The sequence below is a fragment of the Sphingomonas yabuuchiae genome, assembly GCF_001477495.1.
Lineage (GTDB): Bacteria > Pseudomonadota > Alphaproteobacteria > Sphingomonadales > Sphingomonadaceae > Sphingomonas > Sphingomonas yabuuchiae_A.
Genome location: NZ_LDTF01000016.1, coordinates 1 through 21,512 on the forward strand (window position 1 = coordinate 1; position 21,512 = coordinate 21,512).

Genomic DNA, 21,512 nt, shown 5'->3' on the forward strand with positions numbered 1-21,512 from the left:
ACCCCAACCCCTCCCTTGAAGGAGAGGGGCTTAGATGTCGCCCTGCTCTAAGCGGCCCTGCGATATAGTCCAAAGACCTGCTCAGCCGCCGCAACGGCACGGTCGACCCATGCCCCATCGCTGGCCGCAGCATCGAGCGCATGGCGAAAATCCCGCCACTCCCCCGCCCCGAAACCGGATTCCAGATATGTGCGGGGAAGCCCCTCCCCCACCCGCCGGGCAAGCATCATGCCGCCCAGTCGCGAGCCCTCGGTCACGTAGAGCGCGCCCCAGCGCGCCGCCTCGTCATCGGCCAGATCGAACGGCAAGGGCTCGGGCATCCCGCGCCCGAGAGCGGCCAAATCCGCCACCAGCGCGTCGCGCCGCGACCGCCAGGGAAAGGCAACGTTCCGCTCCGCCAGTTGCGCCTCGACGGCGGGCAACGCACGGGCATGGGCGATCAGGAACGCCGTGTAGCTTTCCCGATCGTCCAGCCGATAGGCACCATAAGCCGCATCCACCGCCTCATGCGCCGAGCCCGTGCGGGCACGCAGGGCGGCGGACGCGCTGTCGCTTACTTCAGGCAGGCGACGATCCCGGCGATCACCGCCAGCGTCTCTTCCGGGTCGCGCACGCGCACCGTGTCGAGGCCCAGTTCCTTGGCGGGATAGTCGTTGCCGCCGGGGAAGATCGCGTCGCCGATGAACATCATCGCGTCGAGCGGGATGTTGCTGGCGTCGCGCAGTTTCTTCAAGCCATAGGCCTTGTCGACGCCCTCGCGGGTGATGTCGATCGAGGTCGCACCGCCCATGTTGATCGACAGGCCCGGCAGGCGCTGCTTCAGATCGGCCTGGATGACCTTGCGCTTCTCGAACTTGGGGTCCCAGTGCTCCTTGGCGTCGATCGGCGCCTGCTGGCCGAGTGCCGAGAAGGTGATCTGGCTGCCGCGATCCTCGATCCGCTCACCCCAGGTCTGCTCGGGGACGAAGCCGGTCGCCTCCAGCGACGCGTCGAACGCCTCCAGGATCTTGGCCTTGGTCGCGTCGTCGAACAGTTCGGCATAGACCGGGGTCCATTGGCCGTCCTGATAGGTGTAGAGCTTGGTGCCGGTCGTCGGCATCAGCCAAAGCTTGGTGCGGTCGGCGCGCTCGGGCAGGCGGCTCGCCACCTGCTTGTCGAACTGCGGCCAGTCACCGCCCGAGATCACCGCGACATGCGCGACGTCGAGCAGGTCGGCCAGCGCCTCCCCCATCGGCTCGCCCAGGGGCTGCTTGCTTTCGGCCAGCGTACCGTCGAGGTCGAACGCAACCAGTTGCTTCATGAAGGCACTCCGATTCTGGGCAGGATTAGGGTATCGATGGCATAGGCCACACCATCGTCCGCGTTGGAACGGGTGTGTACCGATATCTGTTCCCTAACAGCCTCCGGCGCATTCGCCATCACGATCGGCAGGCCAGCGCGTGCCAACATGGGAAGGTCGTTGGCCTGATCGCCCAGCACCGCCACCTCCTCCAACGACACGCCGAAAGCCTCGGCCAGCGTCGCCACGCCATCGCCCTTATTGGCCTTGAGCGCGGTCACGTCGAGATAATAGGTCTGTGACTGGGCGATCGTCGCCGCGTCCCCATGTGCCGCATTCGCCATGTCGTGCAGGCCGCGCAGCAAGTCGGCATCGTCGCTGACCAGGGTGATCTTGTCGACCTTGCCGACCAGCGCCGCGAAGTCCTGCGTCACCACCGGCCCCTGCGCAGAGGCCTTGCGCTCATGATCGACATGGGTGCCCTCGCCGCTGCTCGCATACCAGCGGTCGTCGGCGAACACCCAGATGGCGGCTGGCTTGTCCGCCGCCATCGCCAGCACGGCGTTCACTACCGCGACCGGCACGCGGAATTGCGCATCGACCGAGCCGTCGCGGCGGAACACGGTTCCGCCGTTGAACGCCCCGATCGGCGCGTCGATGGACAACTCATCGGCCAGCCAGCCCAGCCCCGAACGCGGCCGGGCGCTGATGATGGTGAAGCCCACGCCTGCCGCCTCCAGCCGCTTGACGGCGGCGATGGTGGCGGCGCGCAGCTTCTTGTCGGGGTCGACGAGCGTGCCGTCGACGTCCGACACGACCAGCCGGATGGGTTTCGTCATTGCGGGATTTCGGTGTGGCCGCCGAAACCGAAGCGCATCGCCGACAACACCTTGTCGCCATAGGTATGCTCGATGCGGCTGCGATAGCGCGCGAAGAGCGAGGCGGTCAGGACGTTCGCCGGGACCTTCTCCTCCATCGCCGCGTCGATCGTCCACTGGCCCTCGCCCGAATCCGCGACATGGCCCGAGAACTGCTCCAGCATCTCGTCCTTGGCCAGCGCGATCGCGGTCAGGTCGAGCAGCCAGGACGAGATCACGCTGCCGCGCCGCCACACTTCGGCGATGTCGGTCAGGTTCAGGTCGAACCGTTCGTCCTCGGGCAGCTTGTCGCTGTTCTTCGACTTCAGGATGTCGAAGCCCTCGGCATAGGCCTGCATCAGGCCATACTCGATGCCGTTGTGGATCATCTTGACGAAGTGGCCGGCGCCCGCAGGCCCGGCATGGATATAGCCCTTTTCGGCGCGCTGATCGACCTTGTCGGCGATGCGGCCCGGCGTGCGGACGATGTCGCCCAGGCCCGGTGCCAGCGCGTCGAAGATCGGGTCAAGATGGTCGACCGTTTCCTTGTCGCCGCCGATCATCATGCAATAGCCGCGCTCCAGGCCCCAGACGCCGCCCGAGGTGCCGACATCGACATAATGAATGCCATGCTCGGCCAGCATCTTGGCGCGGCGGATATCGTCTTTGTAGAAGCTGTTGCCGCCATCGATGACGACGTCGCCGTCCTTGGCCAGCTTGGCGATTTCCGCGATCGTGTCCTCGGTCGGGCCACCGGCGGGCAGCATGACCCACCAGATCGCCTTATCGGCGAGCTTTCCCGCCATGTCCTCCAGCCCGGTGGCGGCTTCCGCGCCGTCCTTGGCGAGCGTCTGCACCGCCTCGTCGCTGCGATCCCAGGCCACAACCTGATGCCCAGCCTGCATCAGGCGGCGTGCGATATTGCCACCCATGCGGCCAAGGCCGACCAGACCGATCTTCATCGCGGGAACTCCATTTACTGAGATGAGAAATGAAAAGGCCCCCTCCCCGCTTGGGGAGGGGGCCGCCGGGGCCTCAGGCCGCCGGCTGCTTTTGCCCGATCGCGCCGAGCAGATCGTCGAACGCCTTGACGAAGGAGGCGACCCCCTCGGCGACCAGCGTGTCGGTCACGCCGTTCAGATCCAGGCCCAGACGGTCGGCCTCGGCCAGCACATGCTTGGCGTCGTCGATATCGGCGGTCAGCGTCTCGGCCACCGTGCCATGATCGCGGAAGGCGTCCATCGTCTTGGGCGGCATGGTGTTGACCGTGTCCGGCCCGATCAGCGTGTCGATATAGAGCGTGTCGGGGAAGGACGGGTCCTTGGTCCCGGTCGAGGCCCAGAGCAGACGCTGCGGCTGCGCACCCTTGGCGGCCAGCGCCTGCCAGCGGTCGGACTTCAGGAAGTCCAGATACCATTGATACGCCATCTTGGCGTTGGCGATGGCGACCTTGCCACGGACGGCCTTGAGGGCGTCCGCTTCCGCATCACCGGCGGCGACGCGCTCGTCGATCTTCTTGTCGATCGCCGAGTCGATGCGGCTGATGAAGAAGCTGGCGACGCTGGCGATCCGGTCGATCGGCTGCCCCGCCTTGACCCGCTCTTCGAGGCCCGACGCATACGCCTCGGCCACCTTGATATAGGCGTCGACCGAGAAGAGCAGCGTCACGTTGACGTTGATCCCCTTGGCGATGGTCGCCGAGATGGCCGGCGCACCCGCATCGGTGCCCGGGATCTTGATCATCAGGTTCGGGCGGTCGACCGCGTGCCACAGCTTTTCGGCCTCGGCGATGGTCGCGTCGGTGTCGTCGGCAATGTAGGGCGACACCTCCAGGCTGACATAGCCGTCCTTGGCGTCCAGCTTGTCATAGACGGGCTTGAGCGTTTCCGCCGCCGCCTTGATGTCCTGGATCGCCAGATGTTCGTAGCGGTCGATGGTCGCCGCGCCGGGGTTTTCCTTGTCGAAGGCGGCGAGCGTGGCGTCATAGGCGTCGCCATGCCCCATCGCCTTTTCGAAGATCGAGGGGTTGGAGGTGACGCCGGTCAGCCCGTCCTCGGCGACGAGCTTTTCGAGCCCCTTCGCCTCGAGGAACTTGCGATCGACGAAATCGAGCCAGGGGGCGCAGCCCTTGGCACCCAGTTCCGACAGCTTGCTCATCACTTGGTCTCCAGCATTTCGCGGGCCACCTTCACGATATTGTCGTGGGTGAAGCCATACTTGTCCTGCAACTTGGCGAGCGGCGCCGAGGCACCGAAGGTCGACATGGTGATCGTGCGACCATCGAACCCGACATAACGGTCCCAGCCGATCGACCCGGCCTGCTCGACCGCCAGACGCTTCGTCACGGTCTTCGGCAGCACGCTGTCCTTATACGCCGCGTCCTGGAGTTCGAACCGATACCAGCTGGGCAGCGAGACGACCCGGACCTTCTTGCCCTCGGCCTTCAGCGTCTCATAGGCGTCGGTGACCAGCGACAGCTCCGAGCCGGTCGCGATCAGGATCAGGTCGGGCGTGCCATCGCAATCGGCGAGGACGTAGCCGCCCTTCTTCACGCCCGAAGCCGGTGCGTATTTGCTGCGATCCAGCGTCGGCAATGCCTGACGCGAGAAGATCAGCGCGGTCGGGTGGCTGGCCGACTCGACTGCGCAGCGCCATGCCTCGGCGACTTCGTTCGCATCGCCGGGGCGGATGGTGTCGAGGCCGGGGATCGCGCGCAGCGTCGCCAGATGCTCGATCGGCTGGTGGGTCGGGCCGTCTTCGCCCACGCCGATCGAGTCGTGCGTGAAGACGAAGGTCGCGCCCAGTTCCATGATCGCCGCGAGGCGGATCGGCGCGCGCATATAGTCGGAGAAGACTAGGAAGGTCGCGCCGTAGGAGCGCAGGTGCGACAGCGCCATGCCGTCGACGATCGCGCCCATCGAATGCTCACGCACGCCGAAGTGCATGTTGCGGCCTTCATAGCTGCCCGCCTGGAACGAGCCGCCATCCTTGATCAGCGTCTTGGTCGAGGGCGCGAGATCGGCCGAACCGCCTATCAGCCACGGCACCTTGGCGGCGATGGCGTTCTGCACCTTGCCACCCGAGTCGCGGCTGGCGACGCCCTTGGCGTCCGCCTCGAACACCGGAATGTCGGCATCCCAGCCCTCGGGCAGCGTGTCGGCGAGCATCGCGTCCAACTCGGCTGCGAGGTCGGGGTGCGCGGCGCGATACTTGTCGACCATCGCGACCCATTCGTCGCGCAGCGGCTTGCCGCGGCTTTCGATCGCCTTGCGGAACGCATCGCATACGCCGTCCGGCACCAGGAACTTGGCATCCTCGGGCCAGCCATAGGCCTTCTTCGTCGCGCGGATCGCATCCTCGCCCAGCGGCTCGCCATGCGCCTTTTCGCTGCCCGCCTTGGGGCTGCCATAGCCGATAACCGACTTCACGACGATGAAGGTCGGCTTGTCGGTGGTCGCCTTGAAATTATCGAGCGCGGCGGTCAGCGCGGCGCCGTCATTGGCGTCGTCGACGTGCAGCACGTTCCAGCCATAGGCCTCGAACCGCTTGGCGACGTCTTCGTCGAACGCGATGTCGGTGCCGCCCTCAATCGAGATCTGGTTGGAGTCGTAGATCCAGCACAGGTTCGACAGCTTGAGGTGACCGGCGGTCGACGCGGCCTCGGACGCGACGCCCTCCATCATGTCGCCATCGCCGCACACGACGTACACGTCATGGTCAAAGATCGGGAAACCCTCGCGGTTGAAGTGCGCGGCCAGCCAGCGCTCGGCGATCGCCATGCCGACCGAGTTGCCGCAACCCGCGCCCAGTGGGCCGGTCGTCGTCTCGACGCCGGTGGTGTGGCGATATTCCGGGTGGCCCGGCGTCTTGGAGTTGAGCTGGCGGAAGCCCTTCAGGTCTTCGAGGCTGAGAGCGGGCTTGCCCGACTTGTTGCCGTCCGCGTCGATCTCTTCGATCCCCGCCAGATGGATCAGCGAATAGAGCAGCATCGAGGCATGGCCGACCGACAGCACGAAGCGGTCGCGATTGGGCCAGTCGGCGTGGGCGGGATCGTAACGTAGGAACTTGGACCAGATGGTGTGACCGACCGGGGCGAGCGCCATCGGCGTGCCGGGGTGGCCCGAATTGGCCTGCTGCACCGCATCCATCGACAGGGTGCGGATGGTGTCGATGGTCAGGCGCTCGATCGACCCGTCCTCGTGGAGATGGCTGTCGGCCACGGCATTGGTGGTGGCATCGGTCATGAAACTGGCCTCATCCTCTTTATGTGCGATCGAACGCCTCCGCGCTCGCTCTGGTTGCCATGCAGGGTCGCCTTAGCGCGGGTTCCGTCCCCGTTCCAGCCGGGTAACGACCCCATTGTCGGCGATATAGGCGGCGTCGATCTCGGATAGGAACAGGCCGTGTCCGACGACGCCCGGAATGGCCGCCAGCGCCGCCGCCAGCCCCGGCAGGTCGGCATCGTTCCAGCCATGGCCATCGACCACGATGTTGCCATTGTCGGTCCGATAACCGGTTCGTTCGTCAAGCCGCTCAAAAAGACCGGAAAGCCGTTCCACCGCAAAGGCGCGGGCGAAAGGCAGAATTTCGATCGGCAGCTTGGCGCCTTGCAGCCGTTCGACCCGCTTGGAGCCGTCGGCGATGACGATCATCCGGTCGGCGGCTGCCGCGACGATCTTTTCGCGCAGCATCGCCCCTCCAGCGCCCTTCACGGCGCACAAGTCGGCGTCGATCGCATCCGCGCCATCGATCGCCAGGTCGACCCGCGCTACCTCATCGAACGGCCGGACCTTCAACCCCAGTCGTTCGGCCAGCTCCGCGCTGGCTCGCGAGGTGGCAACCGTCTCGATGCCCAGACCCCGCTCGGCAAGAAGGGCGATGACGTGAGCGGCCGTCGACCCGGTACCCAGTCCGACGAGCATATTGTCGCATACCTCATCCACCGCGGCGGCGGCGGCCAGGCGCTTATCGGCATCACGATCGATCATGTACGTTGAAAATGCTTCGGAAACCCAAAGGCTCCCGCCGCCCGCGCTTTTGCCGCACCGCGACAAATTGCGACAATTAAGACGGGCGTTTTAGGCCATGATCGCTTGCCTTTTCGAACCCCGATCGTGCAATTTGACACAGGTCAGCAACGTTCCGCCGTCTCGTGCATTAAGGCGCGGGCCGGCTCCGCGGCACAATTCAGGCAGGTGAACGAATTGAACTTTGCAGGTTTTCGCGGTCGCCCGGCGCTCGCCGGGACGGCCATGGCTCTCGCGCTGGTCAGTTTGTCGGCCTGTGGCGGCGGAGACAAGGGCAAGGCGAAGGGCGGAGCAGGCGGACAGCAGCAGACCCCGACCGTCGGTTACGTGACCGTCCAGCCGACCGACGCGCCGATCGTGACCGAACTCGCCGCGCGCACCACCGCCTTTGAAAGCTCGGACGTGCGGCCCCAGGTGACCGGCGTCATCCGCCGCCGCTTCTTCACCGAAGGTACGCTGGTCAAGCGCGGCCAGCCGCTCTACGAAATCGACCCGCGCCTGTACCGTGCCTCGGTCAACCAGGCCGCCGCCAATCTGCAAAGCGCTCAGGCCAATGCCGAGGCAACGCGCACGCTCGCCGAACGCTATCGCCCGCTGGCGCAGATCGAGGCGATCTCAAAGCAGGACTATACCAACGCGCAGGCCAGCGCCCGCCAGGCCGCCGCCCAGGTGGCACAGACCCGCGCCGCACTGGAGACGGCGCGCGTGAACCTGCAATTCACCACCGTCCCCGCCCCCATTACGGGCCGCATCGGCCGCTCGCTGTTCACGGTCGGCGCGCTGGTGAGTGCGGGCCAAACCGATCCGCTGGCGCAAATCCAGCGGCTCGATCCGATCTTCGTCGACATCCAGCAGTCGGCGACCGACCTGCTGTCGCTGCGTCGCAGCCTGTCGGCGCGCGACGGCCTGATCCCCGCCAGTGCCAATGTGACGCTGCGGCTGGAGGACGGCACCGATTACGGACAGACCGGTCGGGTCGAGTTCGCCGAAGCCGTCGTCGACCAGCAGACCGGCACCGTGACGCTGCGCGCCCGCTTCCCCAATCCGCAAGGGCTGCTGCTGCCCGGCATGTTCGTGCGGGCGCGCTTTGCGCAGGCGATCGACACCAGCGCCTTCCTGGTCCCGCAACAGGCGATCTCGCGTGATCCGAAGGGCAATGCGACGCTGTTCGTCGTCGGCCCGAATGACAAGGTGCTGCAGAAGACGGTCAAGGCCGAGCGGACGCAAGGCGCCTATTGGGTGGTCACCGACGGGCTGAAGCCCGGCGACAGGATCGTGACCCAGGGTCTGAACAATCTGCGCCCCGGCCAGAGCGTGCGCGCGGTGCCCGCCAACAGCCCGCAAAAGGTCCAGCCCCCCTCGCCCGAGCAGTTGAAGAAGATGCAGGCCGCCAAGGGCAAGGCGGGCTGACCGGATCATGCTCAGCCGCGTCTTCATCGATCGTCCCATCTTCGCCTGGGTCCTTGCCATCATCGTCATGCTGGCGGGCGTCGGCGCGATCATGGGCCTGCCCATCGCGCAATATCCGGACGTCGCGCCGCCCCAGGTGTCGATCCGCGCCACCTTCCCCGGCGCATCCGCGCAGACGCTGCAGAATTCGGTCACCCAGGTCATCGAACAACAGCTGACCGGCATCGACGGCCTGCTCTATTTCCAGTCCTCCTCGTCCAGCCGCGGCTCGGTGACGATCACCGCCACCTTCGCCAAGGGCACCGACCCCGACATCGCGCAGGTGCAGGTCCAGAACCAGGTCCAGCAATCGGTCGCGCGCCTGCCGCAGCAGGTGCAGCAACAGGGTCTGGTCGTCCGCAAGTCGAACCCCGACTTCCTGTTGATCGCGGGCGTCTATGACGAGACGAACCGGATGACGAACCAGGACGTCGCCGATTATCTCGTCTCCAATCTCCAGGACCCGCTGGGCCGTATCCAGGGCGTCGGCGACACCAACGTCTTCGGTTCGCAATATGCGATGCGCATCTGGCTGAACCCGCAAAAGCTGGCCTCCTACCAGCTGATGCCCTCGGACGTGACGACCGCGATCCAGAACCAGAATACCGAGGTCGCGGCGGGCGAGGTCGGCGGTACGCCCTCGGCAACGACCCAGATGCTGAACGCCACCGTGACCTCGCAGTCGCGGCTCCAGACGCCCGAGCAGTTCCGCGAGATCATCGTCAAGACGCTGAACAACGGCGCGACCGTCAAGCTGTCCGACGTGGCCCGTATCGAGCTTGGCGCCGAAAGCTATGCCGCGGTCAGCCGGATCAACCAGCATCCGGGTGCCGGTATCGCCGTCCTGATGGCACCGGGCGCCGACGCGCTGAAAACCGCCGAGCTGGTCAAGGCCGAGATCACCCGCGTCGCCAAGGGCTTTCCGCAAGGGTTGAAGATCGCCTACGCCAACGACACGACCGCCTTCATCAAGCTGTCGATCGACGAGGTGGTCAAGACGCTGATCGAGGCGATCATCCTGGTCGTGATCGTCATGTTCGTCTTCCTGCAAAGCTGGCGGGCGACGCTGATCCCGACGATCGCGGTGCCGGTCGTGCTGCTGGGCACCTTCGCCATCTTCTATCTGGCCGGGTTCTCGATCAACACGCTAACCCTGTTCGGGCTGGTGCTGGCGATCGGCCTGCTGGTCGACGATGCGATCGTGGTCGTGGAGAATGTCGAGCGTCTGCTCGAGGAAAATCCCGACATGACCCCGCGCGAGGCGACGATCGAGTCGATGAACGAGATCACGGTAGCGCTCGTCGCCATCGCGCTCGTCCTGTCGGCGGTCTTCCTGCCGATGGCGTTCTTCGGCGGGTCTACCGGCGTCATCTATCGCCAGTTCTCGATCACCATCGTCTCGGCGATGATCCTGTCGGTCGCGGTCGCGATCATCCTGTCCCCCGCCCTCACCGCCAGCCTTTTGAAGCAGAAGGCCAAGGAGGGGGAGGAAGGTGCCTGGCTGGACCGCAAATTCCCGCGCGTGGCGCATGGGCTGCAACGCGCGAAGGACGGGTTCAACCGCCGCTTCGACTGGACGGTGGACAAATACGTCTCGGGCGTGCGTACCGTCGTCGACCGCAAATGGCTGTTCCTGCTGATCTATGCGGGCGTCGTCGCGCTGCTGGCCGTCCTGTTCCTGCGCCTGCCCACCGGCTTCCTGCCGACCGAGGATCAGGGTTCGGCCATCGTCCAGTTCCGCCTGCCCGCCGGTGCCACCCAGGGCCGCACCATGGAAGTGCAGCGGCAGGTCGAGCAGTATTTCGCCCAGCATGAGGGCAAGAACGTCAAGGTCCTGTTCTCGGTCGCGGGCGGCGGCGGTGGCGGCACCAGCGGCCAGAATACCGGCCAGGGCTTCATCAACTTCGTCGACTGGGCCGACCGCAAGGGCAAGGAGAACAGCGCCGACGCCATTACGGGCCGCGCCTCCGCCGCGTTCCGGGGGCTTCGCGATGCGCAGGTGTTCGCCCTCGTGCCCCCCGCCATTCGAGGCCTGGGCCAGTCGGACGGCTTCACCATGGAGCTTCAGAACATTTCCGGCATGCCGCTGGACAAGTTCGAGGCGGTTCGCGACCAGCTGCTCGCCAAGGCCAATGCCGACCCGATGCTGGCCTCGGTCCGCCTGACCGAATTGCCTGATATCGCCACGCTGCGCGTCGATCTGGACCAGCAGAAGCTGTCCACGCTGGGTCTGACTCAGCAGCAGGTGAACTCGACCCTGTCGACCGCCTGGGGCGGGCAATATGTCAACGACTTCATCGATCGCGGCCGCGTGAAGCGCGTCTTCGTTCAGGGCGATGCGCCCTATCGCTCCGAGCCCGAGGACCTGAAGCAGTGGTTCGTGCGCGGGTCGAGCGGACAGATGGCCCCCTTCTCGTCCTTCTCGACGATCAACTGGGGCGTGGCGCCGACCACCCTGTCGCGCTTCAACGGCATCCCCTCCTATGAATTCCAGGGATCGGCCGCGTCCGGCTACAGCTCGGGCGATGCGATGAAGCGGATGACCGAACTGGCCGCCGAGATCCCCGGCACCTCGATCGCCTGGGCGGGCCTGTCCTATCAGGAACGGCTGTCGGGCGGACAGGCGCCGATCCTGTACGGGCTGTCGATCCTGGTCGTCTTCCTGTGCCTCGCCGCGCTGTATGAAAGCTGGTCGATCCCGTTCGCGGTGCTGCTGGTCATTCCGCTGGGCCTGATCGGGGCGGTCGCCTTCGTCACGCTGCGCGGCCTGACCAACGACGTCTATCTCCAGATCGGTCTGCTGACGACCATGGGGCTGGCGGCGAAGAACGCGATCCTGATGATCGAGTTTGCCGAGCAGGCGGAGAAACAGGGCAAGCGCGTCATCGACGCCGCGCTGGAGGCCGCCAAGATTCGTCTGCGGCCGATCCTGATGACCAGCTTCGCCTTCATCTTCGGCGTGCTGCCGCTCGCCATCTCGACCGGCGCGGGGGCGAACAGCCGTATCGCCATCGGCACCGCCGTGATCGGAGGCATGCTGACCGCGACGGTGCTCGCGATCTTCTACATCCCGCTGTTCTTCGTGCTGGTCCGCCGTTCGGTCCGCAACGCGCTCGCGCGCCTGCGGGGCAAGCCGATGAGCGAACATGGCGCGGGGCATCGTCCCGCCCCCGAGGGCGGAGCGGAGAAGGCCTGATGCGTATCCTGTCCCCCCTCCCTGCCCTGCTGCTCGCTGCCACCGCGCTGTCTGGTTGTTCGCTGGCCCCGAAATATGAGCGGCCCGCCACACCGGTGCCGCCCTCCTGGCCGGTCGGCGACGCCTATCTCCGCCAGTCGGAAGCGGCCCTGCCCACGGTGCGCTACAGCGACATCTTTCGCGACGCGCGGTTGCAGCAGCTGATTACCCAGGCGCTGGCCAATAATCGCGACCTGCGCGTGGCGGCGGCGAACATCGCCTCGACCCGTGCGCAATATCGCATCCAGCGCGGCAGCCTGTTCCCTGCCGTCAGTGCGACGGGCCGATACAGCTATACGGATCGCGGGTCGGGCGGCGCAGGATCGAGCGCGGTTGGTGGCGGGGGCACGGGTGTCGGTACCGGCAACAACGGAGGAACGGGCACCGGGACCGGCAACGGCACCGTCGATGGCGGCACGGGGACCGGCGTCGGCAATGGCGGCGTCGATACGGGCGGGACCGGCGGCATCGTCACCGGCGCGAATGGCGGCGGCAGCGCCTGGTCGGTGAATCTGGGCGTCAACGCCTTCGAACTCGATCTGTTCGGCCGCATCCGCTCGCTGACCGGCGCGGCGCTCGACCGTTATTTCGCGACCGAGGCGGCGGCGCGCGCGACCCGACTGACGCTGGTCGGTGACATCGCCGATGCCTGGCTGAATTACGGCGCGGACCAGAGCCTGCTCGCCATCGCCCAGCAGACCGCCGCCAGCGCCGAGCGCAGCGTCACGCTCACCCGTGCGCGGCTCCAGGGCGGCATCTCGCCGCGGACCGACCTGCGTCAGGCCGAACAGGTGCTGGCGACCGCACAGGCGGACCTAGCGCTCCAGAAGACCGCCGTGGCGCAGGACGTCAACGCGCTGCAACTGCTGATCGGCGCGCCCATCGACACCACGCTCCTCCCCCGTTCCATCGAGGAGGCCGCGCCGACGGTCGCGACGCTGCCCGCCGGGCTCGATTCGGGCATCCTGCTGCGTCGTCCGGACGTGGTGCAGGCCGAATATCTGCTGCGCGCCACCAATGGTCAGATCGGCGCGGCGCGCGCGGCCCTGTTCCCGCGCATCTCGCTGACCGGGCTGGTCGGCTTTGCCAGCACCGCGCTGACCTCGCTCTTCTCGGGCGGCAGCTTCAACTATTCGGTCGCGCCCTCGGTCAGCTACCCGATCTTCCAGGCGGGAGCGGGGATCGCGAACGTGCAATATTCGCAGGCCCAGCGCGACGCGGCGCTCGCAACCTATGAAAAGGCGATCCAGACCGCTTTCCAGGAAACCGCCGATGCCCTGGCGCGGCAGGGCACGATCGACGATCAGCTCGGCGCCAATCGCCGCTTCCTGAACGCGGCGAGCGATACCTATCGCTTGACCGAGGCGAGCTATCGCGGCGGGGTGACGCCGTTCCTGAACACGCTGGATGCGCAGCGCTCGCTCTATTCGGCGCAGCGGACGGTGATCGCGACGCAGCTGACGGCGGCGAGCAATCGGGTGACGCTCTATCGGGTGCTCGGCGGGGACTCGCTTCTGGAGGCCACCGCCAACGGACCGGTGGCGCTCAGCCCCGGCAATTAAGCGACAGGGCTGCCCTCACCCTTCCCATTGGCCTGGAAGGGTGAGGGTCTTGTGGGATCAGTCCTGCTTCGGTCCGCGCGCGGCGCCGACCGCGTCGCGACCGAACTGGACGATCATCTCGCCGATCTCGCGCGCCTGCGACATGGAGCGGTTGCCCTGCTCGCGAAGGAACTCGGTCTGGATGCGCATGACATCGCCGAGGTCCTTCGCCGACGCTGCCGAGCGCATCGCGGCAAAGGCCTCGCGGGTGTTGGTCTCGGCCTGTTCGAGCATCTTGAGCGTGACCTGCGAACCGCCCTCGGCCATTTTCTGACCGGTCGCCTGCATCGCCTCGCCCGCGCCCTTCATCCGGTCGGTAAAGGCGCCCGCGCCCATATCGCCGCCGATCGCACCCGCGCCGCCACCCGTTCCGATATCCTCGGCCATGTCATCTTCTCCTGTGATTATGCCCGTGTCGGTTGAACCCCCGGAGGGTTCAGGAGTTGCACGGCGTTCCCGCCGTGACATGAAAGTTCACAATCCGGCCCGAAGGCGGCTCAAGGGCGCGTGAAATAGCCATTCAGGATGGTGAGCATCTTCTCGGTCGCGTGGAGGTGGCCGTCGTCACGCCGCTCGACCCAGTCACGCGCCAGCAGCAGCCTGATCCAGCGTTCGCCGACCTGACCGCTCGGCGACAATCCCGCCATTTCCAGCAGCGCGGCGTCACTCTCGTTCCCTTCGGCATGAAAGACGGCGAGCGCGATCTCCCAGGCCGGATCGCCGAACATGTCGGCATCGCCCCCGGCGATCGCGCGGACATCCCGGCGGCGCTTCAGGATCATCGCGGCGCATTCGCGCGGCGTCGGCACGCGCGGCGGACGCGGCACCGGCACGCCGCTCGCCTCGCCGGAAATAGCCTGGATACGCGCCTGCACATCCGCCATCACGGCGATGAAGCGCCCGAAGCTCGCCCGATCCTCGGCGGGCCAGTGCAGCAATTGCAGATCACAATTCATCGGATATTCCGCCAAGGCAGCGACCAGTCGGGGTCCGAGCCGTATCGTGCCAGCCTGAGCCGGTGCCGCAGCACCCCGGCCGCCAGCAGCACGAGCATGGGATAGGCCAGCTTGCCGCCCGCCTGGGCATACATCCACGGCATCAGCGCAGGGTCGAACCCCTTGACCCCATGGATCCCGACCGCCAGCAGATGCAGCGCGGCCAGCCAGAGCGGCCAGAAGCGGTTGGCGAGCAGCGCGACCGCCATCAACCCGCCCATCAACGTCACGTCGATGACCAGTTCCAGCGTCTCGACGCTGCGGAAACTGGTTGAGGGATCGAAGGGCAGCACGATGGTCGCCACCGAGGCGCAAAGCAGGATGACCGCCGTCGCCCGTTCCGGCCAGCCGCCCAGCGTCAGCGCATAGAGGCAGACCAGCGCCTGAAGGATGTTGAAGACATAGATGTGCGTCACGGCGTGCCCCGCTGGCCAGAATGGAAGAAGGACACGCCGCGCCGCCCCGGGATCAGGCGGCCGCGCGCAGCGGCAGGGCCTCGACGATGCCGGTCGTCTGGGGCGGCTTGGGGCGGTTGTCGCCATATTCGTCCGCATCGAAGCCGATGGTCTGGCCGACCTTTTCCAAGATGCGGTGGCTCTGCACCGCATGGCCGCGGGCCTGGCCGATCGCCATCATCGCCTGGCCCAGCATTTCGAAGGCGTGCTGGCCGACCACCGCCGACAGTCGCGCTTCGGCCCGCGCGCGGGGCAGCGCCATCGCCAGTTCGCCCGCCGTGGCGAACGCCGTGTCGAGTTCATTCTCCAGCTTCCACAGGAGCTGGGTCACCTGAAGAGCCGCTTCATGTTCCGTCGTCATCGCCTGTGCCCCCTGATCTGGTCCATGCGCCCCCGGCGACATGGAGGATGGTCATCCGGCAAGGTGCGTCAAACGTCCGATCACCCGGGTCATCACGTCGAGTCCCGTCGCCAGCATGCCGAAGCCGATGGCGAGTGCGACGGCGATCGTGGGAACCCAGAGCAGCCTTTCGGCCATGCTCATGTCGTTGTGTGTCTGCCCCTGCCGCCGAACGGGAAGGGACAAGCGGGGCGATGCGTGGACATGGCCGTCCTGCACCGCCCCACCGACCGTACTCCCATCCGGTGCCATCGGAAGTGGCACGGGCGACGGTTCGGCATCTAGCCCCGTAAAATCGGGTATGATTTTGTGCGGGGTTACTTCTTCCCGTTTTTCAAGAACTTGGTCGCTTGCCTGAGCGTCTGTTCGGGCCTCATACTCGTCCAGCGCCATCGCCGCGTCACGCCGGTTGCGCGCGCCGAGCAACCGCACCGCCTCGGCCAGATAGCTGTCGACGGTCGACTTTCCCAAGCCGAGTTCGGTGGCGATTTCCTTCGAGCCCTTGAGTGCCTTGACCCCGCGAAGACATTCGCGATGGCGGCGGGTGAGCAGGGCGAAGCGTTCGGGCGTCATCTCATTTTCCGGTCGCGCCGGATAATCGGTCCAGCCATGACGCTGCCCTAGCCGGACGGACGGGGCCTCGCCAAGCTGTTCCGTCTCCAATGCGGGGGAGATGGGCCATTCGTCAGCAAGGTCCACCGCTCCCGGCGATGATTCCCGGCTGCTCAATCCTTCCGATGCGGCACATGAATCGCCTCGATCGAATCGAGGGCCTGCAGCAGATCGTCAAACGCCGTGTCCTCCTCGACCGGAAAAGAACGGCGAAATCCCGAACCCAGCACGTCCAGATCGCGCTGGGTCAGCAGGCCGACCGCGACGATCGGGTCGGGACGGCGGATATCCTTGCGCGGCGGGTTTCCGGTCATTTCCGCCACCGTCGGCGCTGAACGGCGCACGCACGCCCGGCCGTCGACCCCGCGTGTCCCGCAGGACTATGTGAGGTAACCGACCGATCATTCTTCAGGGCATGCATTGTCCAAACTCCAACCATGACCATCTGAACCCGCTATCGACCAAGGCTGTTCCACGCATTTTCACGCTTGCGACAAGCCGTCCGCCGCAGCCCGTGCCGGGCCGGGACGCGCTTCGGCACGCGCGGAAGTTGCGAATGGCTTTCACTGCGCTGCACCCTTCCCTGTCGGGCAACCCCTTGCTAAGGCCGCTGGCGTCAACCGGAGATTTCCCCGGCGCGCCCGCTCGCGGCTGCATGCTGCCGTGTCCCACTGGGCGTGCCCGGCTCGACCATGAAGGGACGCCCATGACTGCGATAGGCCAGGACAGCCTGAACACCCGCTCGACCCTCGACGTCGACGGCAAGAGCTATGATTATTACAGCCTCGCCAAGGCTTCCGAGCAGCTCGGCGACATCAGCCGCCTGCCCTTCTCGATGAAGGTGCTGCTGGAGAACCTGCTGCGCTTCGAGGACGGCAAGACCGTCACGCGCGAGGACATCCAGGCGATCGTCGACTGGCAGAAGACGCAGCGTTCGGACCGCGAAATCCAGTATCGTCCGGCCCGCGTGCTGATGCAGGACTTCACCGGCGTGCCTTGCGTGGTCGACCTCGCCGCGATGCGCGACGCGATCACCAAGCTGGGCGGCGACGCGGCCAAGATCAATCCGCAGGTCCCCGTCCACCTCGTCATCGACCACTCGGTCATGGTCGACGAGTTCGGCACGCCGCAGGCGTTCGAGGATAACGTCGACCTCGAATATCAGCGCAACATGGAACGCTATGAGTTCCTGAAGTGGGGCTCCAAGGCGCTCGACAATTTCTCGGTCGTTCCGCCGGGCACCGGCATCTGCCACCAGGTCAACCTGGAATATATCGGCCAGGCCATCTGGTCCTCGACCGAGAGCGGCGAGCACGCCAAAGGCGGCGCGACGATCGCATACCCGGATACGCTGGTCGGCACCGACAGCCACACCACGATGATCAACGGCCTGGGCGTGCTCGGCTGGGGGGTCGGCGGGATCGAGGCGGAAGCCGCGATGCTCGGCCAGCCCGTGTCGATGCTGATCCCCGAAGTCGTCGGCTTCAAACTGACCGGCAAGCTCCAGGAAGGCATCACCGCCACCGACCTGGTGCTGACCATCACCCAGATGCTACGCGCCAAGGGCGTGGTCGGCCGCTTCGTCGAATTCTACGGCCCCGGCCTGTCGTCGATGACGCTCGCCGACCGTGCGACGATCGCCAACATGGCGCCCGAGTACGGCGCGACCTGCGGCTTCTTCCCGATCGACGACAAGACGCTCGACTATATGCGCCTGACCGCGCGTTCGGACGACAATGTCGCCCTGGTCGAGGCTTATGCCAAGGCGAACGGCTTCTGGCGTCATGACGATGCCGCCGACCCCGTCTTCACCGACACGCTGGAACTCGACATGTCGACGGTCGTGCCGTCGCTGGCGGGTCCGAAGCGTCCGCAGGACAAGGTCGTCCTCACCGAAGTCGACGACGTGTTCAACGCCGACCTCGCCAAGGTGTACAAGAAGGACGCCCCCGCGCGCGTCTCGGTCGATGACCGTGGCCATGACATCGGCGACGGCGACGTCGTGATCGCCGCGATCACCAGCTGCACCAACACCTCGAACCCGAGCGTGCTGGTCGCTGCCGGTCTGGTCGCCCGCAAGGCGAACGCGCTGGGCCTGAAGCCCAAGCCCTGGGTCAAGACCTCGCTCGCCCCCGGTTCGCAGGTCGTCACCGATTACCTCGACAAGGCGGGCCTGACCGCCGATCTCGATGCGATCGGCTTCAACCTGGTCGGCTATGGCTGCACCACCTGCATCGGCAATTCGGGTCCGCTCGCCGAGCCGATCTCGAAGGCGATCAACGGCAACGACATCGTCGCGGCCTCGGTCCTGTCGGGCAACCGCAACTTCGAGGGCCGCGTGTCGCCCGACGTGCGCGCCAACTTCCTCGCCTCGCCGCCGCTCGTCGTCGCCTATGCGCTGAAGGGCACGGTCACGCAGGACATGCGTGAAACCCCGATCGGCCAGGGCAAGGACGGCCAGGACGTCTATCTAAAGGACATCTGGCCCTCGAACGACGAAGTCCGCAGCCTGATGGATGCGAACATCGACGACGAGATGTTCCGTTCGCGCTACGGCAATGTCTATGCGGGCGACGCGAAGTGGTCGGCGATCGAGGTAACCGGCTCGGACACCTATGCCTGGCCTGCGGCCTCGACCTATGTCGCCAACCCGCCCTATTTCGAGGGCATGGAGATGACGCCGAAGCCCGTCACCGACATCATCGAGGCCAAGCCGCTCGCCATCCTGGGCGACTCGATCACGACCGACCACATCAGCCCGGCCGGTTCGATCAAGGCGGACAGCCCCGCAGGCACCTTCCTGCAGGAGCATCAGGTCGCCAAGAAGGACTTCAACTCGTACGGCGCGCGTCGTGGTAACCATGACGTGATGATGCGTGGCACCTTTGCCAACATCCGCATCAAGAACGAGATGGTCCCCGGCGTCGAAGGCGGCATGACCCAGTATGACGGCGAAGTGATGCCGATCTACGACGCCGCGATGCGTCACAAGGCCGACGGCACGCCGCTCGTCATCGTTGCGGGCAAGGAGTACGGCACCGGTTCGTCGCGCGACTGGGCGGCGAAGGGCACCAACCTGCTCGGCGTGCGCGCGGTCATCACCGAGAGCTTCGAGCGTATCCACCGTTCGAACCTGGTCGGCATGGGCGTCCTGCCGCTGCAGTTCGCCGAGGGCGTGACCCGCGAGACGCTGAAGCTGGACGGCTCCGAGAGCTTCACCATCCAGAACGTCGCAGGCCTGCGCCCGCGTCAGGATGTCGAAGTGATCCTGGCCCGCAAGGATGGCTCGACCGAGACCTTCCTGACCAAGTGCCGCATCGATACCGTCAACGAGCTGGAATATTTCCTGAACGGCGGCATCCTGCAGTACGTGCTGCGCAACTTGGCGGCATAAGTCGCCGATGGGGGCGGGCCGAAAGGTCCGCCTCCACGGTTACGCAAAAAGGCCCGCCCGGAGCGATCCGGGCGGGCCTTTTTCATGAGTGGTATCTTGCCCCTCCACCACTCGCTGGCGCGAGCGGTCCCCCTCCCCAAGCAGAGCTTGGGGAGGATTTGGCGCCCCCCGTTCCTCCCTGTGCGAAGCACGGGGAGGGGGACCGCCCGGCGCAGCCGGGTGGTGGAGGGGCAACCTCCCTTGCCGTCAAATCTTGCGCTGCTGCGCCTTACGCAGGGCGGTCTCGCGCTCCAGCCGGTCGAGAATGGTCTCGATCGATTCGTCCTGTCGATCGGGAAGCGGCAGGGCGGCGCCCTGTTCCTCCGGCGCAGGCTCCCGCATTGGCGGGATCGGCATGGGTTCGGCCGCAGCCGGGCGCATGGGCTCGCGCGGCGTCGACAGGATCGCCTCCGGGTCATAGGCCGACAGCGGCTGGTCCAGATCGGCGGGCAGAGTACGCTCGACGATATCTTCCTCGAGTGGGGGCGGCGGAGCGCCGAGTTCGGCGGCGTTCAGCGGACGGCGCGGCGGCGCGTCCGGGTGGCGGTCGGAACGGCGTACGGCGGGCACATAATCCTCGTCATCGTCATCGCGCACCGGCTTGGCACGGCGCGCGAGCAAACCTCCCGGTCCCCAGAGCAGATAGACGACGGCCCAGGTCACCGCCCCCGCCCCCAACCCGGCGACCAGCGCGAGCAGCATCCGCGCCTTCATGCCCAGCGGCGGCCGGGCGGCAGCGAGGAAATCACCAAGGCTCAGGCTCGAAACCAGCGACTCGAGCCGCCAATCGGGCGCGATCATGACAAGCAGGATCGCGAACAGTCCGACGGCCCCGCCGATCCAGGCGGGTCCGAAGCGTCGTTGAGGGGGCATGGCGGTGAAGGTCATGATCTTACGTCTTCGCCCCGTCTAACAATCGTTGGTAAACAGGTTCGTAACGCCGGATATTCGACGCCCAATTCCGTTCCTTTTCGACGAACGCCCGGCCCGCCGCGCGCCGCGCATCCCAGCCGCCGCGATCCGCCAGCAGGGCGGCCACCGCATCGGCGATCGCCGCCGGATCGTCGGGCGCGAACAACGTGCCCGTCCGCCCGTCCTCAATCAGTTCGCGATGCCCGCCGACATCCGAGGCAGCGACCAGCTTGCCCTGCGCCATGGCCTCCAAGGGTTTCAGCGGCGTGACGAGATCGGTCAGCCGCATCTTCTTACGCGGATAGGCCAGGATATCGACCATGCTGTAATAACGCTCGACCTGCTGGTGCGGCACCCGCCCGACGAAGCGGATCGCCGCCGCCACGGGCGAGCGGTCCGCCTGTGCCCGCAACGCCGTCTCCATCGGCCCGCCACCGACCAGCAGCAGCCGCGCCTTGGGTCGTGCGGCCACCAGTCGCGGCATGGCGGCGATCAGGTCGTCCAGGCCTTCATAATCATAGAAGCTGCCGATGAAGCCGATCACCTCGGCATCGGCCAGTCCCAGTTCCTCGGCCAGCGCTTCATCGCGGGCGAGCGGCTGGCCGAACAGCCCCAGATCGACGCCATTGGGAGACACGATGATCTTGTCCCCCGGCAGCCCCCGCGCGATCAGGTCGCCGCGCAAGCCTTCGCAGATCACCGCGATCGCATCGGCGCGTCGACAGGCCCAGCTTTCCATTGCGCGTGTCACGCGGTAACGGGCGCTGCCCGCCGTGCCGGTGCCGTTGCCGACCGCCGCATCCTCCCAAAAAGCGCGGATTTCATAGACCAGCGGCAATCGCCGCCGCCGCGCCACGGCAAGCCCAGCCAGCGCATCGAGTACCGGCGAATGGGCGTGCAGGATATCGGGCTTGAAAGCCGTCACCGCCCGGTCGATCGCCCGGATGTGCGCAGCCAGTCCGGTCGCCTCGCCGACCAGTCCCCCGCGCATCGCAACCGGCGTGCGATAGAAGGTCAGGCCGTCGAGCGTCTCGACCGCGGCATCTCCTGCCCCCTGCCGAACGCCCGTCACCGCCGCGACGTCATGCCCCGCCCCCTCCTGCGCCTTCAGGATGGCGCGGGTGCGAAAGGTGTAACCGCTTTGCAGCGGCAGCCCATGGTCTAGGATATGCAGGATACGCATCAGCTTACGACCTGTCATGCCAGCCCTTAACGCCGCGTCAACCGCCGGATTATAAGCAGGTCCCGGAAGTGGCG

The 21,512-nt window shown here is 66.4% G+C and carries 19 protein-coding genes; 4 read left to right on the top strand and 15 right to left on the bottom strand.

From position 1 onward, the window contains the following. Positions 1-47: 47 nt before the first annotated feature. The 7 genes from NS355_RS04830 to rpiA form a co-directional block, all read right to left on the bottom strand. The gene (locus NS355_RS04830) at positions 48-500 is read right to left on the bottom strand and encodes a biliverdin-producing heme oxygenase (protein WP_244489559.1); all 453 of its coding nucleotides are present in this window, start codon (positions 498-500) and stop codon (positions 48-50) included. Positions 501-553: 53 nt separating this feature from the next. Continuing rightward, positions 554-1,300, bottom strand: coding sequence for an HAD-IIB family hydrolase (locus NS355_RS04835; protein WP_058744661.1), 747 nt, complete (start codon positions 1,298-1,300; stop codon positions 554-556). Then, on the bottom strand, positions 1,297-2,118 hold the full coding sequence (locus NS355_RS04840) for a Cof-type HAD-IIB family hydrolase (RefSeq protein ID WP_058744662.1): 822 nt from the start codon (positions 2,116-2,118) through the stop codon (positions 1,297-1,299). The genes NS355_RS04835 and NS355_RS04840 overlap by 4 nt, the downstream gene beginning before the upstream one ends. Beyond that, the gene (gene gnd / locus NS355_RS04845) at positions 2,115-3,098 is read right to left on the bottom strand and encodes a phosphogluconate dehydrogenase (NAD(+)-dependent, decarboxylating) (protein ID WP_058744663.1); all 984 of its coding nucleotides are present in this window, start codon (positions 3,096-3,098) and stop codon (positions 2,115-2,117) included. The genes NS355_RS04840 and gnd overlap by 4 nt, the downstream gene beginning before the upstream one ends. Positions 3,099-3,171: 73 nt before the next feature. Continuing rightward, a complete protein-coding gene (gene tal, locus NS355_RS04850; protein WP_058744690.1) occupies positions 3,172-4,293 on the bottom strand; it encodes a transaldolase in 1,122 nt (373 codons plus the stop codon). Then, on the bottom strand, positions 4,293-6,380 hold the full coding sequence (tkt, locus tag NS355_RS04855) for a transketolase (protein WP_058744664.1): 2,088 nt from the start codon (positions 6,378-6,380) through the stop codon (positions 4,293-4,295). The genes tal and tkt overlap by 1 nt, the downstream gene beginning before the upstream one ends. A gap of 72 nt (positions 6,381-6,452) precedes the next feature. Next, positions 6,453-7,124: a ribose-5-phosphate isomerase RpiA gene (gene rpiA, locus NS355_RS04860; protein WP_058744665.1), complete on the bottom strand. Its 672-nt coding sequence runs from the start codon at positions 7,122-7,124 to the stop codon at positions 6,453-6,455. 264 nt (positions 7,125-7,388) lie between these two features. Between rpiA and NS355_RS04865 the strand changes: the two genes are divergently transcribed. The 3 genes from NS355_RS04865 to NS355_RS04875 are packed head-to-tail and all read left to right on the top strand — an operon-like array spanning position 7,389 to position 13,409. Beyond that, positions 7,389-8,573 carry an efflux RND transporter periplasmic adaptor subunit gene (locus NS355_RS04865; protein ID WP_058744666.1) on the top strand — a complete coding sequence of 395 codons (1,185 nt, stop codon included), beginning with the start codon at positions 7,389-7,391 and terminating at the stop codon, positions 8,571-8,573. A 7-nt stretch (positions 8,574-8,580) separates the two neighbouring features. Beyond that, the gene (locus tag NS355_RS04870) at positions 8,581-11,808 is read left to right on the top strand and encodes an efflux RND transporter permease subunit (protein WP_058744667.1); all 3,228 of its coding nucleotides are present in this window, start codon (positions 8,581-8,583) and stop codon (positions 11,806-11,808) included. Next, the gene (locus NS355_RS04875) at positions 11,808-13,409 is read left to right on the top strand and encodes an efflux transporter outer membrane subunit (RefSeq protein WP_084787534.1); all 1,602 of its coding nucleotides are present in this window, start codon (positions 11,808-11,810) and stop codon (positions 13,407-13,409) included. The genes NS355_RS04870 and NS355_RS04875 overlap by 1 nt, the downstream gene beginning before the upstream one ends. A 57-nt stretch (positions 13,410-13,466) precedes the next feature. Here the strand turns inward: NS355_RS04875 and NS355_RS04880 are convergent, their stop codons facing one another. The 6 genes from NS355_RS04880 to NS355_RS04905 all read right to left on the bottom strand — a co-directional run bounded on the left by NS355_RS04880 (position 13,467) and on the right by NS355_RS04905 (position 16,224). Further along, a complete protein-coding gene (locus NS355_RS04880; protein WP_056434363.1) occupies positions 13,467-13,835 on the bottom strand; it encodes a phasin family protein in 369 nt (122 codons plus the stop codon). 110 nt (positions 13,836-13,945) lie between these two features. After that, positions 13,946-14,404, bottom strand: coding sequence for a hypothetical protein (locus tag NS355_RS04885; RefSeq protein WP_058744669.1), 459 nt, complete (start codon positions 14,402-14,404; stop codon positions 13,946-13,948). After that, positions 14,401-14,859, bottom strand: coding sequence for a hypothetical protein (locus NS355_RS04890; RefSeq protein ID WP_058744670.1), 459 nt, complete (start codon positions 14,857-14,859; stop codon positions 14,401-14,403). Before NS355_RS04890 ends, NS355_RS04885 begins: the two co-directional genes overlap by 4 nt. A 52-nt stretch (positions 14,860-14,911) precedes the next feature. Continuing rightward, positions 14,912-15,259: a hypothetical protein gene (locus tag NS355_RS04895; RefSeq protein ID WP_056434369.1), complete on the bottom strand. Its 348-nt coding sequence runs from the start codon at positions 15,257-15,259 to the stop codon at positions 14,912-14,914. 51 nt (positions 15,260-15,310) lie between these two features. Beyond that, on the bottom strand, positions 15,311-15,871 hold the full coding sequence (locus NS355_RS04900) for a helix-turn-helix domain-containing protein (protein WP_084787538.1): 561 nt from the start codon (positions 15,869-15,871) through the stop codon (positions 15,311-15,313). 152 nt (positions 15,872-16,023) lie between these two features. Beyond that, positions 16,024-16,224, bottom strand: a complete 201-nt coding sequence (locus tag NS355_RS04905; RefSeq protein WP_058744673.1) for a hypothetical protein — start codon at positions 16,222-16,224, stop codon at positions 16,024-16,026. A gap of 392 nt (positions 16,225-16,616) precedes the next feature. Between NS355_RS04905 and acnA the strand changes: the two genes are divergently transcribed. Next, positions 16,617-19,304, top strand: coding sequence for an aconitate hydratase AcnA (acnA, locus tag NS355_RS04910; RefSeq protein WP_058744674.1), 2,688 nt, complete (start codon positions 16,617-16,619; stop codon positions 19,302-19,304). A 246-nt stretch (positions 19,305-19,550) separates the two neighbouring features. Here the strand turns inward: acnA and NS355_RS04915 are convergent, their stop codons facing one another. Together NS355_RS04915 and NS355_RS04920 are read right to left on the bottom strand one after the other, a co-directional pair. Next, positions 19,551-20,231: a hypothetical protein gene (locus NS355_RS04915; RefSeq protein ID WP_058744675.1), complete on the bottom strand. Its 681-nt coding sequence runs from the start codon at positions 20,229-20,231 to the stop codon at positions 19,551-19,553. A 4-nt stretch (positions 20,232-20,235) separates the two neighbouring features. Continuing rightward, positions 20,236-21,438 carry a TIGR04063 family PEP-CTERM/XrtA system glycosyltransferase gene (locus NS355_RS04920; protein WP_058744676.1) on the bottom strand — a complete coding sequence of 401 codons (1,203 nt, stop codon included), beginning with the start codon at positions 21,436-21,438 and terminating at the stop codon, positions 20,236-20,238. Positions 21,439-21,512 lie beyond the last annotated feature (74 nt).